This is a genomic window from Leptospira licerasiae serovar Varillal str. VAR 010, assembly GCF_000244755.1.
Lineage (GTDB): Bacteria > Spirochaetota > Leptospiria > Leptospirales > Leptospiraceae > Leptospira_B > Leptospira_B licerasiae.
This window is the reverse complement of sequence record NZ_AHOO02000005.1, coordinates 907,834-923,306: the sequence shown is the minus strand read 5'-3', so window position 1 is coordinate 923,306 and position 15,473 is coordinate 907,834. Positions and strand designations below refer to the sequence as shown.

Below are 15,473 nucleotides of genomic sequence, written 5' to 3'. Positions count from 1 at the left end.
TATAGAATCATCCGGAATGTTTCTGAAAGGCCTTGTATTCTTCTATAACCTTCTTACCGAACTCCAACCATTCTTCGTCTTTTTTAAAGCCGAAATGTTGAAGAACTTCCCAGTGAATTGCGGCAGGATCCGCTTTTCCATCCAGACAGTCTATGATCCAATCGGATAAATAGACAGCAAATACGACATCCCTGGATTCCTTTTTGGCCATCAACGGTCTATGGTGATATTCCGCGGCGACCTTGATCGTATCCGAAAAATTCCATTTTTCACAGATCATACCTCCCAAGGAAGTATGAGTGATACCTAGGGCAGCCTCTTCTAATCCTAGGGTAGAAGGTAAAAGTTTTTTTCCGGAAATATCGGTTAACTTTTCGATCGTATCTCCTTCTAGAGAAAGTAAAAGTACAAGCCCGATATTATGAAGAAGTGCGGCACACACCAGATTGGTCAGGAATGTTTTCTTCCAGCCCATTCTTTCTCCGAGCCTTCTGCAGATATAAGCCGAGAGGCTGGACATTTCCCAAATATGTTCGAATTCTTTGTATCTTTCTTCCAGGATCTTTTTAGTCCCAAGGCTCAAAAGAATATTATTTAATTCAGATAGACCGATAAGCTTGATCGCATCTTCAAGTGTTTCTACCTTTCTTCCTTGCGCAAAGGACGCAGAGTTCGCAAGCTTTAGGATATTGGTAGATAAGGAAACGTCCCTTCCGACCTGTTCCGTGATCTGCTGGATGGAAGAATCCGGTTTATTGATCAAACTCATGATCTGATTCAGGTTTTCAGGAAATGTAGGAAGTTTGTCTATCTCTGCTATAATTTCGACAGTTCGTTGGTAGGAAACATTTCGATGTTTGAAGTCTAAAGGAATTTTAATATAAGCGGAAGTGATCCCACCTTCCGCTTTTAACTTATAAGAATCAGCAGCGATCCCTTCGTTCTTTAACATCAAAAGGGACATTGCAAGTCCGAGGCCTGCGCCTTCGGAATCGTCCGCATGGTCTGCAAAAACTTCGCCCAAGTCGTTATACTCTTTACTCTTACCGATCCTGTTCTCAACACGTTTCAACTCTTCCGGAATGATAGGAGCGTTATTTGAGACTCTCATTAAAAAGCTAGTTCGATTAAAAGCGAGAGTGATCAAACAATGGAATTTGACCTTTTCCAACAAGGCTGCATATCTTTCCTTGTCCTTGATCATTTCCTTTTTGAAATTCGCCATTCCTCGTATGTAATCATCGGGATTGGAAATGTTCAGATTATTTTCTGCAAAAAAGATACGTTTGGAATTTGCCTTAACGGCGTTCATCGCACTTTCTCTTAAGATAGAAAAAACGGATTCTTTAAGGGAGATCGCATCCAAATAGACCAGGTACCTGTCCAAAAGAACGCTAAGCAGTTTATCCACACTTTTGTTTAAGGTGGTAAAACGGATATAGAGAGGATTTAGCTTTTCAATGCGTTCGTTTACGTTCCGAACGCTCAGATAGTATCCTTCCTTTTCGAAATGGTACCAGTTTATATTCATTTTCGCTCGGCGGAAGGGCCTGCTATATCCTACTGCTGAGCAGGTTTTGTCAACCCTAGATTAAATTCCCCCAATCCCTTAGGGCCTAAATCTCTTTGTGCCGAGTGCTCAACCATAGAGTGGATTTTAAAATTACGATCCATGCTCCTACTTGGACGAATGAATAAGGTCCGTAGTAATTTTTAGGATCTGCCTTTCCCAAAAAAAGTGCGAAAGAATGATAAAAAACAGTCCCGACCTGGGGAACGACCCAGTAGATCGTTTTTAGAACGAATTTTTTAACATCGCTCGCTTCCGCTGACATATCGATATTTTGGTTATAGGCCACAAAATCCAAAATACAGCTGAAAAGTATAAGACCGAGAGAACTTACGATCGCAAGAGACTGGTTCGAGAATAAAGTTATCAACAGAACCAATAGAACAAAAAACGAATACACCAACATCATGGTTCCCTGATACCAAAGAAACTCCCAAGGAATTTCCAAAGAGAACCAAGAACTGATCCCAAAAGCCAAAAGAACGAAAAGGACTACACATATTAGCAACGCAAGTCCCTTACTTCCCACATACGCAAACGGATCCACCGGACGACTCAACCAAAGTGTGTGAACCTGAGAGTCCATGTCTTGGCGGAGAAGGTCCGAAGTCAAGATCACTAAAAAGACCAGACTCCAAAAAGAGGTCAGGATAAAATACATATAAGAAGAAACACCATGGCTGGTCTCTCCTCCCACAGAAGTAGTACAGGTCCATTCTCCCAATAGGAAAAAGGCTAATAGAGAGAAGTAAAAGAATATTGCCTTACGCCTAAGAACCTGGACGAACGTTAGACGAAGTAGCGTCCCAATCTGCTGAAACGCGGAGGAAATAAAAAATTTGAAATCAGATTGAGAGCTCAATTTGATCCTCCATTTTCGTGACCTTGGGTCAGTCGAAAGAATACGTCCTCTAAAGATTCGGTTTTTCTTTCGTAGAGAAAAATTTCCGCACCCTTCTCTACTAAGATTGCAGGAAGTTTTTTCAGATCCACTTCTGGTTTAGGGCGTATTTCCCAAATTTTTCCGTCTTTCTTATATTCCAAAGAGATTTCTTCTAAATAAGATTCGGGAGCGGATTCCAAACGTATACGAATACGATCCTTTCCTTGTTTTAATTCATCCAGTTTGCCCTGGGCCATTAAATTTCCCTTATGAAGAATACCGATCTCGGTACAGATCTGTTCTACTTCCAACAAACGATGAGAGTTGATCAGAATAGTGACTCCTCTCTTCTGATTCTCCTCTAAAATTAATTCCCTGAATTCTTTATAACCTGCAGGATCCAAACCGGTACCAGGCTCGTCTAATAGCAAAAGTTCGGGCTCGGCCCCCAAAGCGTTTGCAAGCCCCAATCTCTGGAGCATTCCCTTGGAATACGTGGAAATCTTTCGATCGGCGGCTTCCGCCAATCCTAACTTTTCTAAAAACTCCGAACTTTTCTTTTTGGCAACGGAAGACGAAAGTAATGCGAGCTTAAAACTTGCTTCTAAAAATTCTCTCCCACTCAAATAAGTGGGGACCGCCATTCTTTCCGGAAGATAACCGATTTTGGTCCTAGCAATAGGAGAAGGTTCCAAACCCAAAACCTTACAAGTACCTTCGGACTGTTTGGAGAAACCAAGCAAAATACGAACTAAGGTAGTTTTGCCGGCTCCGTTCTGTCCGAGTAGACCGAAAATCCCGCCTTGTGGAATTTTTAGATCAATTCCTTGTAATGCTTTTACTTTCGGATAAAATTTGCGTAGGTGCTCTATTTCAATTGCAAATTGAGGCATTCAAAAATCCTTAGACCAAGTGCCGGAGACGATAGTTCCATTGCTTCCCGAAGCAATCCTTTTTATTAGAACGCGTACGCACAATTCTACATTTATTCTATGAAGATTATCATAGCCAGACATGGGGAAGCCGATCCCCATTCAGACGACGGCAAAGACTCCTCCAGGGTACTAACTCCCAAGGGAATCACTGATATAGAAAAGATGGCTCGATTCTTTCAGACCGGATTCAAGATCAAAAAGATCTATCACAGTCCATACGTTCGCACAAAAGCCACCGCTGAAATTTATTCCAAAATTTTAAAACCGGAATTAGAGACCGAATCCGCAGAATATCTTCTTCCCGGAGAAGACTACTTTAGGATCTGTCCTCTTCTTAAGGATAACTCCAACTCCGACGCTATCCTTTTAGTGGGCCATAGTCCCGACGTGAGTGTGTTTGCGGAAACTCTCTTGGGAATTTCAGGAGTCGGGAAATCTTTTCTATTCACTCCCGGTTCGGCACTTGCAGTGAATATTCCCCGCGAAAAATTCCAAGGGGGACAGATCATATGGTTTGTGTCTCCCGACTTTCTTTGTTGATCCTTCACGCTTACTTAAGCTGCGAACCTGTTCTTAAAAACCGATTTACATAGGAATCAATCTTGAAAAATCATACTCCTGAGGACCGGGGTGTAGCGCAGTGGTAGCGCACTTCTCTGGGGGGGAAGGGGTCGCTGGTTCAAGTCCAGTCACTCCGAAAGTCCTCATCTTAAATTCTCTTCATTCCAAACTAGGGACCTTACATCCGACTAAATTATAAAATCTTTGGATTGTTCCTGTTCTGGAGCCTGATTTACTTCGATCCAAGATCGTATATATGACATAATCGTTTTCGGATCTTACCAAAGCGCCTTGGAACCAAAAACTGCCTCCCCAAGAACCGGTTTTGCCATATACGTTAGCCGATCTTTCCGGACATTTCGACCAGAAAAGAACGTTTTTCCATTCTTCCATAATATACTTGTTAAACCCGTAACCATTCTCGAAAATTTTGGACCAAGAAGAATGTACACTCTTAGGAGTTAATCGAATCTTTCCTCCGTGTTTCAATCCTGAAAGATCGGTCCACCAATCTTCGATTCTGGCGGTCACATTAGGATTTTCTAAATAATTGATCTTACGTAGAGTAATATCCAATTTTTCCTTTCCTAATTTAGGAAAAACTTTTTCGAAATACTGATTAGAGGAATAAAACATAGCATCTCTTAAATCCAAAAGCCTGGGAGAATTAGGAATATGTTCGTCTGCACATTCTATCTTTTCTTTAGGATCAATTATATTGTTTTCGATCAAAGAGAGAACTAGATAGGTTTTAAATGTAGAAGCAGGAGAGTATTCCTTTTTCAGGAATTCGGAGGCGCCATAGATCTTTTCTGACCTAGGCTTACCTAGAGCGACCTCAGTCACAAGGATCAACTCCTTTGAGTTACTTTTTGGAGAAAAACTTTGGGAGTATAACGGTGTTAGAAGAAAAAGAGAAGATAGTTGAAAGAGTAAAAAGCGGCCTAAAGCGGAATTTTTTCCCACTGAAAATCGAAACATGATCGTTTCCTATTCCAGGGGAAAAATCCGCCCATCATTTCTTTAAAAATTGTTTTAAGATATTCTCGCGAATCTCTTCAATTTTAACGATTCCCCAAGCCAAAGGAACTTTGAATTTCAACGCATTCTCACTCAGGTCTTTTTCTCCCTGTGCTTTGAGTTCGTCAAATCTCTGCTCCACCTTCTCCTTACCTTCGTTAAGATCTTCGAGAAGTTTATCGAAAATCTCCTTGGAAGTCTGGACGGCCCCAATTCCGGCATTGATTAAATCGTTAAGCTTTTGGTTATCCATGCCATGCTATTCCTTTTTCACTCCATTTTTATGCACTGCACAAAAAATGCAAGAATAAAATTCCTCCTCAAGCTTTGAATCTGGTTGCCAGTGCCGGATTTAGGGCAGACCCTTGGACCCCATGCGAGTTTTCATTCTCCCCTTAGTATTTACCGTTTTTGGGCTGTTTTTCAGCAATTGTTCCGGTGATATCAAAGATATCCCCCTAAAAAGCTGCTCCAAGATTTCCGGAATGCCCGGCCCGGAAGATTTGGCGATCGATAGAGATGCAGGTTTACTTTATATATCTTCTCACGAAAGAAGGATCAAGGACCAGGAAGGAAAAATCTACTTTTTGGATCTGAATTCTTCCCCACTTGAACCCAAATTATTGGAAGTAGATTATCCTAAAAATTTTAGACCTCATGGGATGAGCCTTCTGAACCAAAACGGAAAATATAGATTGTATGTGATCTCCCATATCACTTTATACAAAGAACATTCCATAGAGGTTTTCGAAAGAACGGAAAAACCTTCTGCAAAATCAAAGGTAGGAAAATGGAAACATATCCAAACTCTGCAAGATCCTTTGGTTACAAGTCCTAACGATCTATCGGTCGCGTCTGAAAATGAAATTTTCGTTTCTAACGATCATGGAGAAGGAGGATTCATGCTCTACCTATTTCATGATCTTTTCAGAATGAAACGTTCCGAGATCGCTTACTATGACGGAAAATCTTGGTCTTCCTTAGGTAATCCTGTCTCTTTAGGGAACGGGATCCTTTATGTAAAAAGACCCGATGGAAAAGAAGTTTTGTACAGATCTTCCTTTAACGAAGGTACAGTTTTAAAATTCGATATCAAAAGAGAGAATGGAAAGATCGTATTAGGGGAACCTAAATCGATCCTACTCGGAAGCGGACCGGACAATCTGGAGATAGATGAAAAAGGGACCATCTTCACGGTCACTCACCCTTCTGTCATGAAATTCCTAAAACATGCAAGCAATGCTGAATCTCATTCCCCAACAAAGATATTCAGTATCGCTCCGGACGATTCGATCAAAGAAATTTTTTCCAACTCAGGAGAATTGATCTCTGCAGGAAGCACTGCACTTAGTTATAAGGAAAGAGTCTATATCGCTCAAGTATTCAACGATTTTATACTGCAATGCCAATTATAAGAACGTAATACTGGGATCGTTAGTCTAAATCATAGATGTCGGAAGAAATTACAAAAACACCGAAACAATCCGCAGTGGAAACTAGGCATATAGTTATGCCGGACCACACCAATCATTATGGCACCCTCTTCGGAGGGACCTTAATGTCTTGGATAGACTCGATCGCCGTAATGGTCGCCCAAAGACACTGTGGAAGAGAAGCAGTCACTGCAAGTGTGGACAAACTGAATTTTCTAGAACCGATCTCTCTCGGAGATCATGTAATCCTAAAGGCTTCCGCAAACTATGCGGGAAGGACTTCTATGGAGATCGGCGTCCAAGTCTCTAAAGAAAATCCTTATTCTGGAGTTGTCACTCGCGCAACCACGGCATATCTAACATTCGTTGCTTTGGATGAGAATAAGAAGCCCTGTCCTATTCCTAAACTAAAACCGGAAACGGAAACAGAGATCAGAAGATATGAAAACGCGATACTCCGCCAGGAATCAAATCGTAATCTGGTTAAAAAGATCAAAGATAACGGAAACGTTTAATTATCTTCTGCGATATACTTCTGCTTCTACATTTACTACTTTTCTAAGTGTAGAAGGTTCTGCGGTGATCTTGGATTTTCTAAATTTGGAAGAATTCTCTTCTAGATAAGACTGTACGAATTCATTCCTTTTCTGGCGATCCGAAAAGACGAACGTATCTATTGAATCCAAGGTTTGGATAAAATCCTCTTTCGGAATTGGAAGTTCTCCGGGGATAAATTCGAGGATCTTTAGATTCGGATATTCCTTTCGAATATGGAAGTATGGATCCGGAATTGCCTGCAAATACATCTTTTTAGAACCTTTTAGCTCCGGTCCTAAAACCTCGTAAAATCTATCCTTTAGATCGAATTCAGGATTTCCAAAACCTATCCTTTTATAAGCATTCACTAAAATTGCAATATTGGAAAATACTAATATAGCCGCGATGAACTGCACCCTTCTGCTTCTGATCCGTTCGAAAAAGAATCCTCCTAAAGCGGATAAAGGGATACATAAGTACATCACATAATAATATTCAGTGGATAAGATCAAAAAGAATAGGATGGAAACAGTCCACGCAGAAAAGAAGAATGCAGATTTTGGCTTGTCCTTAATTTCCCCTCTCACCACCCAAAGTCCGTACGCTAATGCCAAATAAAAGAATAACCTTAGTCCTGGAGATTCGTATCCGCCCAATAATACTTTGATCTTTGTGACCGGAGAGAAGGATTGGAATAGATCTTTTTTACGTCCGAACTGAGCACCGAATTGGTAGAAAAAAATTCCCCAATCAGGATGGATCCAAATTCCCCAAGCTAGTATTGGGAGCGCACCCCCCAACCAAAACATCCAAACCTTCCATGCCTTTGCTTGGTGGATCAGAAGTAATGCAGGCACTCCGAAAATTGCACCGAATGGATGTGATAAAAATGAGATCCCTAAAAAAAATCCGGATAAGAACGCTTCGTATTGTTCAAGAGGGATATCCCCTTTCCATTTTGCCTTTCTTGCAAGTACTAGTAAGGATAGAAGTGCCCAAAACAAACAGAGTGCTTCCATTCTTGCAGTCCAACCCACTCTTAAGAACAATAGATCGGTGAATAAAAGTAAGGAAGCGCCAAGTCTTGCGATCGGAGAATAATCGAATGTTTTTAGTATGAACCAAAATACCCAGACGCTCGTGACGGTTAAGATTGCAGCGAATAATCTTAGGACTTCGAGACCTTCTCCCCAAAATTTCAAAACCAATCCGTTTAGTAAAAAGAAAACCGGCGGCATCCAAAGTGTTTTGGTTTCCATCCCTTTTACTAAACCTTCCAACACGTCCGTGCGGAAGAGTCCGTTTTCTGCAAAATCCAAGGAAGGAGAATAGAATAAGACCTCGTCAGGCCAAACCGGTGGGAACTCCAATCCGGAGATCCTAAATATTAAAAGAGAAAGTATGGATAAAAAGAAAAGACCGATGAGTCCGTAAATTTCGGAGGATCGGTCTTCTGTGCTAGCGGGGGAACCCATAATACAAAGCGCCCCCGGCTGATTATTTTAAGGTAGCTAATGCTTCTTGTTCGGTTTCGTAGACTTCGAAAAGATCCAACAATTCCACAACGTCGAAAACCTTTTTAACGTTAGGCGTGATATTGCAAAGTTTAAGTTTTCGATTCTGCTTTTCTAATTCCCGGACCATTCCTACGAATATCCTGATCCCGGAAGAAGATATATAAGAAATATTTTGCAAGTTAATGATTATATCACCTGTTCCGGCCTGGACATCGTCTAGAAGTTTTGCCTCTACCTCGTCCGAATGCGTGATATCCAGCCTGCCGTCCAATTGAACTAGGGTATGCTTCCCTACTTTTTTCGTTTTAATTTCCAAGCTAGGCTCCGAGCGACGATCCATAAGATCATATTCCGACAAAGAAAATTTCCTTTTTTAGTTACAAAAGGGGAACGGAAAGTTCGCCGTAGACTAAAATAGTGAGGAAATGGGGTTTTACAAGAATTTTTTCCCATCTCCTCCATTCTCCTATCGTTGGAAAATCCTAAATTTGGAATATTATGCCGCCGACCCATTAATCTCCTCCAACGGAAATATCTTGAGCGGGGCCTGCTTAGGTTTCTGGCCAAGCAAATCTTTCAGGGATTTTTGGGAGGACAGCCCTAACTGTTCCTGTATACTTTCCAGGTCCCAGCCGGCCTCGATCAGGTGAGAAGCTAAACTTCTTCTTAGCCTAAAAACTGAAATCGAAAGACCCGTCATTTCCTCTAGTTTGGAAAACATTTTTTGAACAGTCCTGGGACGAAGTTTGCCTATCCTCCCGGAAAATAAAAAGTCCTCTCCCTGTTTGCCTTGAGAGATGAGCCAGAGGTCCCTTCTTAGAGAATGTGGAATGGAAGGATTTCTGGGGTGTAAAGTTTGGGAATGATGGATCAATATTTTATGATGGGACCAGTCCAAATCTTCTACTCTTAAGGAGACCAACTCGGAAAGTTGCAACCCGAAAGAGTATAACATTCGAAACCAAAGATAGTGATTTTCGTGAGTTCTGGACGCGTTTAGAAGGAGACGGATCTCTTCCTTGCTTAAAGCCGGGTTGTCCTCAGGCAGAATTTTGGTTCTGCTTTTTTTCTTTTTTTTCATTCGAATACCCTAATGTGATCATTTGATTTTTTTTCTCGGAAAGTGAAACGTTCAGAAGGTGCTGCAAAGTAGAATTTGCCAGTTCGATTGATGGATTTGCGGAATAGTGGTTACCGGGATAAACACTGGAACATGGAATCACTGTTCCACTTGGAATAATCCTTCCTAATAATCTAAGGTCCGCTTTTAGGAATCGCGACAGCGATCGTAGCGGAAATCCCGCGAAGCGGATTGGAGCCTAGAGCGCGGTCCGATTGTTCCCGGACTTTTCAAATCGTCATAAAATTGTTATCCGATCTTAACGAGTTCGGGTTTGGATACAAATATGAAATATTTCTGGAAGGCGGCTAAATTCGCCCTTCATTGCCAATTGACTCCTCCTAAAGTCTCAGAACAAGAAATCATAGTTAAGACGGACAATTTTGAAATTCCTGCGATTCTTTATACACCGAAAGGAAAATCCTGCGGAACTATTCTGGCGGTAAACGGATTGGCGTACTTGGGAAATAAGGACCCAAGATTCGCGGCGGTTTGCAGATCAGCGGCTGCGGTAGGCTATACTGTAATCTCTCCATTATTAGTGGAAGTAACACAATTCAGAATTCGGAAAGAGACAATCGAAAAGATAAAAGATCTGATACTTCATATCTCTTCTAATAAAGAGTATTGTCCGGACCAAAAACTTTCTTATATCGCTCCTTCTTTTTCGGGAAGTATGGGGTTGATCGCCGCTTCCGATCCCGAGGTAGGCAAGAAGATCTCTTCTATCCTTACTATAGGCGCATATTGTGATGTGCAATCCACTTTGGATTATGTGATGACCTCGGACGAGGGAGACGAATATGGAAGGATGATACTTCTTTATAATTTTGTAAAGTATGCCCTTAAATCGGATAACCAAGAATTGGAATTCGCGTTAAAGGCATGCGTTTTGGACGGAAGTTTCTCCAGAGAGTCCCTGGAACTCCCTACCGTTTTGGAAAATATCAGCTCTGAAAATAAAGAAGTATTTTTTAAGTTAAGAGAAGATAAAAGTTTTAGAGAAAACATCTGGAAAGAAATCTTAGCCAACGCAGGATCTCAAAGTTCCTTCTTACAAGAATTACAAGTAAAAGATAAATTACACCTGCTGGATTGCCATGTTTCTATCGTTCATGGTTTGGGAGATAATGTGGTCCCGGCAAAAGAAGCAGTGATCTTAAAAGAAAATCTTCCTAATAAAAAATCCAAATTGGTGCTCACACCTTTGATCTCTCACGGGGATGTAGGGATTTCTTTAGCTCAAATCCCTGCGATCTTCGATCTGGTGCAGGGCTTTGCATTCTTTTTTAAGAACGCTAAAGTGAAAGAGAAGGCAAAGGCGGCTTAATTCAGAAACTTTTCGTATAAAAGAATTCGATCAGATCCCGGATCTTATAGGGCTTTTCCAAATGATCGCTAATTCCGAGTGCGGAAAGTTTTTCCTTTGTTTCATTTCCGAAGTCGGTTCCGGAGACGAAAATTTTCAGTTCGGGGCATTCTCGCCTGATGGTTTCCAAAAATCCCAAAGAAGAAAAATTTTCAAAATCCAGATCGATTACGGTTAAAACCGCGCTAGATTTAAATTTATTTAATATTTCATGAGCCTTTTTTTCGCTATCTGCGCTGATCAACCTAAATCCCATGGCCAACATTTGGTCTTTTAGGATTTCCGACAGATATGGGGATTCTTCTACTACTAATATGATTCCAGTAGAGGTTTGAGAACTCTTTCCGGAAGTTTCTATAAATTGAGAAGTTTTGGTTTTTGCCACCGGGAAAAATAATCGAATACTCGTACCCGCTCCTAAGTGGGAACTTACCTGCACCATTCCTTCGTGGTTTTGCATAATTCCGTAAACCATGGACATTCCGAGTCCGCTACCTTGGGTCTTCGTCTTTGTGGTAAAGAATGGTTCGAAGATCCTTTTCCTGGTCTCTTCGCTCATTCCTTCTCCGTTGTCCGAAATTTCTATACAAAGATATTCGGCAGGTTCTGAAAGCGGAAATGATTCCCGGATATTTGCCCCCTGCACCGCAAAAGCTCGTAGAGAGATCTCTCCTCCTTCCGGAAGCGCATCTCTTGCATTCAAACAAAGATTGATAAGCACCTGCTCCAACTGGGAATAATCTCCCAAGATCGTAGGAAGTTCTTCTTTATATTCTTTTTTGAATTTTATTTTTTCTGAGAATGTTGGCAGCAATAGATCTATCGTTTCATTGATCAATTGGTCCACTAAGATCGTTTTAAATCCTCCCCCTCCTTTTCTAGCTAAGGAAAGAAGTCTGCGAACTATAATTGCTCCCCTCGCCGCGGCTGCATTGATAGAGCGGGACATGTCTAGAAGAGATGCAAATTTAGAGGATTCCAATTGCATTCGGGTCGCATACCCGGAAATTATTTGAAGAATATTATTAAAATCGTGAGCGATCCCACCCGCCAAAGTTCCAATCGTTTCTAATTTTTTGGATTCGATCAACTGATCTTCTAACTTGCGACGCAGGGTATCATCCAATAGATATCCTCTGATAGAATCTATATTTCCGGATTTATTGAATGTAGCGAAATAATTTCCGGTGGTATGGACCGGCAGCCCGTTCTTTTCCTGAAAAAACTCTTCGTGAGTTTCTAATCTAGAATTGATCTGTATTTTTTGTAAGAAGAAGGAATAATCATCGTAAGAGGGAAAAAGATCCGCGAAATTCTTGAGAGAAACTTCCGATTGTGTTTCAAATCCGAACATCTTTAGAAAAGAGGAATTAGCCGCTAGAATATTTCCGGACATGTCTGTGATAAAATTTGCGGAAAGATTTTCTTCGAAAAATTTTCGATATTGCTCTCGGCTTTGTAATAGTTTACCTTCGATCCTTCTTCTTTTTTGTAACTCTTTTCTGGAATCGCTTGTGGCCCTTCCTGTGATCAAAGCAACTACGCATAAAATTCCCAAGTTTACCAAAAAGATAAGTTCTTTATCGTCCTTAAACCATTGGTCGTGTTCTGAACGATCGAATAAGACCGGAAATACCAAAGTGACTATCTGCACCCAAATATTTGCAGTCAGGGCCATCGTAATCCCGTATCTTAATGCGGCCCAAAGAACGAATAACGCGAATACGAACCAGTATTCCAAAGAAGGTATGATCGCGCCGAATACCCCACAAAGCAAAAATATTGTGACAATTTCTGCGATCCTTTTTGGTTTTAGGTTCCTAAGTCTGCTTCTGTCCCAGCTGGTTTCCCTATTTTCCCAGGCGCCTTCCGTTTTTGCCCATCCTTTCTTCTCCATCCAAGGAGTTACCCATAATAGTATGGGAACGGAAACGCTCAATGTGTCGAATAACGTGGCAACCAATCCGGACAAACTAGATACGAGCAATTTATCCTGAGAAAGATCTCCGAATAGGACAAGTCCTCCGGCAACCAGAAATCCGTTACATATCGCTGCCGGAAATGCCACCCAAAGTAAAAATCGAACTGTCTCTCTTAGATCAGGTATCCAAGATTTTCCCCTTCTCCATTTGATAAAAAAGAACCAGGAAATCCCCACCGCCAAAACTTCCCAGAGGCAATAGATCGGATATTTGTCCACATCGTGAAGTCCCCAGAGATGCGCACTGAACAACGAATTCGCGTACATTGCGGGTAATGTACGCACCGGACCCCACCAAAAACATAATATGATACCGACAGGAATGGGAAGATAAGATATGGATACTCCGGTATCCACTTGGAAGGCTAAAGACGCCTTGGAAGCGAAATGAAATAGTATTAACGGAAGGATCCAAGTCCAATAAGGTAAGACCTTATTTTCTATATAGGGAGTTCTTCCGCTGTTCTTTATGTCGGATAAAAAATTCAGAACCTCGCCCCAGGCTCCAATATTCCTTTTTGTTTAAAGGGAATCCACTCTTTGCAGGAAATAGGATCAAAATTAATGATTAAGATCCCCGAAACTTTTTGTTTCTGATGGGAAAAAAACCGGGCTATTCGTTGTTAAACGGGAATTGATAGCGTCAAAGTAAAACTTAGTTTTGTTCCACTGGAGAAATATCTATATGGATCCAATATTCGTCTCCATAATCGAAGAATAATTCTTCTCCCGCCTTGATCTTACGCATTGCTTCGAATCTTGCAGTCTTCCAACGAGTGGATACTACTAACTTTACATTCGGTTTGGAGCTATGATTGATATAACGGGTATAGTTGGACTCTTTACCTTCTCCATAGATCCAATGATCTTTGCAGATCCAAAGTAAATATTTGGACTCACAGTATTTAGCGGAGTTTGCCGACTTATCGTTAAGCACCCTACCGGTATAAAATCCGATAGTATCGCCCTTGACTAAGTCTTGTTTGGAGAACAGTCCCATTCCGATTCCGGGTATCTCGGATTCCCTAATTTCGAAATCCTTCTCTGAAAATACTCGAGGTCTGCGAATTTTATATCTGACCGACATCGTGAGAAACATATCCTCCTTTTGGAATCGGAATATTAATCCAAAGAATCTTATGCCCTCTCTTTGTCCATCCGCAATTGATTTATCATGTTTTTCTACTAAATGTGTATTACTTTAGGTCCATTTTTTTTATAGGCTTGTCTCTCGAATATATGATGTAAATCTCTACTAAGATGGACAAACCGTATAGAAAGAACGTGGGAATGGTGGTCTTCAACTCTAAAGGAGAGGTTTTAGTAGGAGAGAGACTGAATTTTAAAGGCTCTTGGCAGTTTCCTCAAGGTGGAATAGATGATGGAGAAGATCCTAACTCTGCCGCTCAAAGAGAACTTTTGGAAGAAGTAGGCATCCGAGACGCTAAGATCATCTATGAATATCCTAGTTGGATCAATTATGATTTTCCTGAGTCCTTACATTTAAGCTCTAATCTAAAAAAGTATAGAGGCCAAACCCAAAAATGGTATCTTCTATACTGGAACGGTAAAGCGGAAGACTGTGATCTAACGGCTCATGAACAAGAATTTGAAAGAGTTAAGTTCATTCCTTTTAAAGAATGCCTTTCGACCGTGGTCTCCTTTAAAAAAGACGTGTACCAAAAATTGGTCCATGAGTTCGAACCTAAGATCTTGGATTTTATGAAGAAGGGACCTTCTGCATGAGCGCGACATTTTATACTCCACCCGGAGGACCTCCTCCTCCGAGTCCTCGTCTCAGAGAATTATTCGCAAAAGTTGGAGAAGATTCCATTAGGGAACTTGTTTCCGTTTTCTATGATCAAATAGCAGTTAGCGAAATTCGTCCGATGTTTCCGGAAGATCTCGAAGAAAGTAAAGTAAAGTCAGCGGACTTTATGGTACAAGTTCTCGGCGGTCCGCCCTATTATGTTCAAAAATATGGACCTCCAAAAATGAGAGCGAGACATCTTCCTTTTCCGATCGACGAAAAAGCAAGAAGGGTATGGCTTTCCTGTTACCGCAAAGCGATAAAAGATTGGGAAGCGGACGAAGAATCTAAAGAGATACTTTGGCAGTTTTTGCAGGATTTCTCCTCTTGGATGGTAAATAAGGCTTCTTCTCAAGAATGAGGGAGTATAATTTAGTTGTAGGAGTTCCAATAACTGAATGGCTGCGAAAAACGAATCTAGAGCAAAAATTAGGATCCGAGGAACCGTACAGGGAGTTGGTTTTAGATATTTTGTGCTACAAAGAGCGCAAGAATGCCGACTAAAAGGTTACACTATGAATCTTCCGACAGGAGAAGTTGAAGTAGTGGTGGAAGGAGACAAAGTTTTTATAGAAGATTTGTACAAAGCAGTCCAAAGAGGACCTTCTAAAGCTAAAGTAACGGAAGCTACAATCCAATGGGAAGATGCTAAAGGTACGTTTAGGACTTTCGAGATCAAACGTTGATCTAATTTTCCGGTTAGGAAACCGATCCGAGTTGATCGGATAAATTTTACT

General features: G+C 41.1%; 17 protein-coding genes and 1 tRNA gene. 8 read left to right on the top strand and 10 right to left on the bottom strand.

The features are described 5' to 3' along the window. Nucleotides 1-7: 7 nt before the first annotated feature. From LEP1GSC185_RS04765 to LEP1GSC185_RS04755, 3 genes are all read right to left on the bottom strand, one after another. Nucleotides 8-1,531 (bottom strand): HDOD domain-containing protein, encoded by a 1,524-nt coding sequence (locus LEP1GSC185_RS04765; RefSeq protein ID WP_008595619.1) that lies wholly within the window; start codon nt 1,529-1,531, stop codon nt 8-10. An 85-nt stretch (nt 1,532-1,616) separates the two neighbouring features. Further along, entirely contained in the window at nt 1,617-2,432 is an 816-nt protein-coding gene (locus tag LEP1GSC185_RS04760) for an ABC transporter permease (protein ID WP_008596203.1), read from the bottom strand. Next, entirely contained in the window at nt 2,429-3,346 is a 918-nt protein-coding gene (locus tag LEP1GSC185_RS04755) for an ABC transporter ATP-binding protein (RefSeq protein ID WP_008595232.1), read from the bottom strand. Before LEP1GSC185_RS04755 ends, LEP1GSC185_RS04760 begins: the two co-directional genes overlap by 4 nt. A gap of 99 nt (nt 3,347-3,445) precedes the next feature. On the opposite strand from LEP1GSC185_RS04755, the gene sixA reads away from it, so the two are divergent. Then, complete coding sequence (sixA, locus tag LEP1GSC185_RS04750) at nt 3,446-3,928, top strand: phosphohistidine phosphatase SixA (protein WP_008593499.1); 483 nt, start codon at nt 3,446-3,448, stop codon at nt 3,926-3,928. Nucleotides 3,929-4,014: 86 nt separating this feature from the next. Then, nucleotides 4,015-4,086: transfer RNA gene (locus tag LEP1GSC185_RS04745), tRNA-Pro, on the top strand. A 22-nt stretch (nt 4,087-4,108) separates the two neighbouring features. Here the strand turns inward: LEP1GSC185_RS04745 and LEP1GSC185_RS04740 are convergent. Then, the gene (locus tag LEP1GSC185_RS04740) at nt 4,109-4,930 is read right to left on the bottom strand and encodes a penicillin-binding transpeptidase domain-containing protein (protein ID WP_008594270.1); all 822 of its coding nucleotides are present in this window, start codon (nt 4,928-4,930) and stop codon (nt 4,109-4,111) included. A gap of 34 nt (nt 4,931-4,964) precedes the next feature. After that, entirely contained in the window at nt 4,965-5,222 is a 258-nt protein-coding gene (locus LEP1GSC185_RS04735; protein ID WP_008595605.1) for an LIMLP_16025 family protein, read from the bottom strand. A 121-nt stretch (nt 5,223-5,343) separates the two neighbouring features. Between LEP1GSC185_RS04735 and LEP1GSC185_RS04730 the strand changes: the two genes are divergently transcribed. Both LEP1GSC185_RS04730 and LEP1GSC185_RS04725 read left to right on the top strand, forming a co-directional pair. Beyond that, complete coding sequence (locus LEP1GSC185_RS04730; RefSeq protein ID WP_008593711.1) at nt 5,344-6,384, top strand: SMP-30/gluconolactonase/LRE family protein; 1,041 nt, start codon at nt 5,344-5,346, stop codon at nt 6,382-6,384. Between the two features lie 35 nt (nt 6,385-6,419). Beyond that, nucleotides 6,420-6,917 (top strand): acyl-CoA thioesterase, encoded by a 498-nt coding sequence (locus LEP1GSC185_RS04725; protein WP_008596393.1) that lies wholly within the window; start codon nt 6,420-6,422, stop codon nt 6,915-6,917. Here the strand turns inward: LEP1GSC185_RS04725 and LEP1GSC185_RS04720 are convergent, their stop codons facing one another. The 3 genes from LEP1GSC185_RS04720 to LEP1GSC185_RS04710 form a co-directional block, all read right to left on the bottom strand. Further along, nucleotides 6,918-8,414 (bottom strand): ArnT family glycosyltransferase, encoded by a 1,497-nt coding sequence (locus LEP1GSC185_RS04720; RefSeq protein WP_008594982.1) that lies wholly within the window; start codon nt 8,412-8,414, stop codon nt 6,918-6,920. Nucleotides 8,415-8,436: 22 nt separating this feature from the next. Then, nucleotides 8,437-8,772, bottom strand: a complete 336-nt coding sequence (locus LEP1GSC185_RS04715; protein WP_008596352.1) for an STAS domain-containing protein — start codon at nt 8,770-8,772, stop codon at nt 8,437-8,439. Between the two features lie 180 nt (nt 8,773-8,952). After that, nucleotides 8,953-9,537, bottom strand: coding sequence for a tyrosine-type recombinase/integrase (locus LEP1GSC185_RS04710; protein WP_008594106.1), 585 nt, complete (start codon nt 9,535-9,537; stop codon nt 8,953-8,955). A 325-nt stretch (nt 9,538-9,862) separates the two neighbouring features. On the opposite strand from LEP1GSC185_RS04710, the gene LEP1GSC185_RS04700 reads away from it, so the two are divergent. Then, complete coding sequence (locus LEP1GSC185_RS04700; RefSeq protein ID WP_008595413.1) at nt 9,863-10,906, top strand: hypothetical protein; 1,044 nt, start codon at nt 9,863-9,865, stop codon at nt 10,904-10,906. A 1-nt stretch (nt 10,907) separates the two neighbouring features. Here LEP1GSC185_RS04700 and LEP1GSC185_RS04695 read toward each other — a convergent pair whose 3' ends face one another. Both LEP1GSC185_RS04695 and LEP1GSC185_RS04690 read right to left on the bottom strand, forming a co-directional pair. After that, a complete protein-coding gene (locus LEP1GSC185_RS04695; protein ID WP_008594577.1) occupies nt 10,908-13,283 on the bottom strand; it encodes an ATP-binding protein in 2,376 nt (791 codons plus the stop codon). 298 nt (nt 13,284-13,581) lie between these two features. Continuing rightward, nucleotides 13,582-14,013: an SET domain-containing protein gene (locus tag LEP1GSC185_RS04690; RefSeq protein WP_008593581.1), complete on the bottom strand. Its 432-nt coding sequence runs from the start codon at nt 14,011-14,013 to the stop codon at nt 13,582-13,584. Nucleotides 14,014-14,186: 173 nt separating this feature from the next. Here LEP1GSC185_RS04690 and LEP1GSC185_RS04685 point away from each other — a divergent pair, with 173 nt between their 5' ends. The 3 genes from LEP1GSC185_RS04685 to LEP1GSC185_RS04675 are packed head-to-tail and all read left to right on the top strand — an operon-like array spanning nt 14,187 to nt 15,422. Beyond that, on the top strand, nt 14,187-14,672 hold the full coding sequence (locus LEP1GSC185_RS04685; RefSeq protein ID WP_008594978.1) for an RNA pyrophosphohydrolase: 486 nt from the start codon (nt 14,187-14,189) through the stop codon (nt 14,670-14,672). Next, nucleotides 14,669-15,097, top strand: coding sequence for a globin domain-containing protein (locus LEP1GSC185_RS04680; protein ID WP_008595870.1), 429 nt, complete (start codon nt 14,669-14,671; stop codon nt 15,095-15,097). The genes LEP1GSC185_RS04685 and LEP1GSC185_RS04680 overlap by 4 nt, the downstream gene beginning before the upstream one ends. Nucleotides 15,098-15,134: 37 nt before the next feature. Beyond that, nucleotides 15,135-15,422: an acylphosphatase gene (locus LEP1GSC185_RS04675; protein WP_008595830.1), complete on the top strand. Its 288-nt coding sequence runs from the start codon at nt 15,135-15,137 to the stop codon at nt 15,420-15,422. Nucleotides 15,423-15,473 lie beyond the last annotated feature (51 nt).

Bases quoted from the DNA above. Each gene is read 5' to 3' on its own strand.
- LEP1GSC185_RS04765 (WP_008595619.1), bottom strand. From the start codon at position 1,531: ATGAATATAAACTGGTACCATTTCGAAAAGGAAGGATACTATCTGAGC.
- LEP1GSC185_RS04755 (WP_008595232.1), bottom strand. From the start codon at position 3,346: ATGCCTCAATTTGCAATTGAAATAGAGCACCTACGCAAATTTTATCCG.
- sixA (WP_008593499.1), top strand. From the start codon at position 3,446: ATGAAGATTATCATAGCCAGACATGGGGAAGCCGATCCCCATTCAGAC.
- LEP1GSC185_RS04740 (WP_008594270.1), bottom strand. From the start codon at position 4,930: ATGTTTCGATTTTCAGTGGGAAAAAATTCCGCTTTAGGCCGCTTTTTA.
- LEP1GSC185_RS04735 (WP_008595605.1), bottom strand. From the start codon at position 5,222: ATGGATAACCAAAAGCTTAACGATTTAATCAATGCCGGAATTGGGGCC.
- LEP1GSC185_RS04730 (WP_008593711.1), top strand. From the start codon at position 5,344: ATGCGAGTTTTCATTCTCCCCTTAGTATTTACCGTTTTTGGGCTGTTT.
- LEP1GSC185_RS04725 (WP_008596393.1), top strand. From the start codon at position 6,420: ATGTCGGAAGAAATTACAAAAACACCGAAACAATCCGCAGTGGAAACT.
- LEP1GSC185_RS04720 (WP_008594982.1), bottom strand. From the start codon at position 8,414: ATGGGTTCCCCCGCTAGCACAGAAGACCGATCCTCCGAAATTTACGGA.
- LEP1GSC185_RS04710 (WP_008594106.1), bottom strand. From the start codon at position 9,537: ATGAAAAAAAAGAAAAAAAGCAGAACCAAAATTCTGCCTGAGGACAAC.
- LEP1GSC185_RS04700 (WP_008595413.1), top strand. From the start codon at position 9,863: ATGAAATATTTCTGGAAGGCGGCTAAATTCGCCCTTCATTGCCAATTG.
- LEP1GSC185_RS04690 (WP_008593581.1), bottom strand. From the start codon at position 14,013: ATGTCGGTCAGATATAAAATTCGCAGACCTCGAGTATTTTCAGAGAAG.
- LEP1GSC185_RS04685 (WP_008594978.1), top strand. From the start codon at position 14,187: ATGGACAAACCGTATAGAAAGAACGTGGGAATGGTGGTCTTCAACTCT.
- LEP1GSC185_RS04680 (WP_008595870.1), top strand. From the start codon at position 14,669: ATGAGCGCGACATTTTATACTCCACCCGGAGGACCTCCTCCTCCGAGT.
- LEP1GSC185_RS04675 (WP_008595830.1), top strand. From the start codon at position 15,135: ATGGCTGCGAAAAACGAATCTAGAGCAAAAATTAGGATCCGAGGAACC.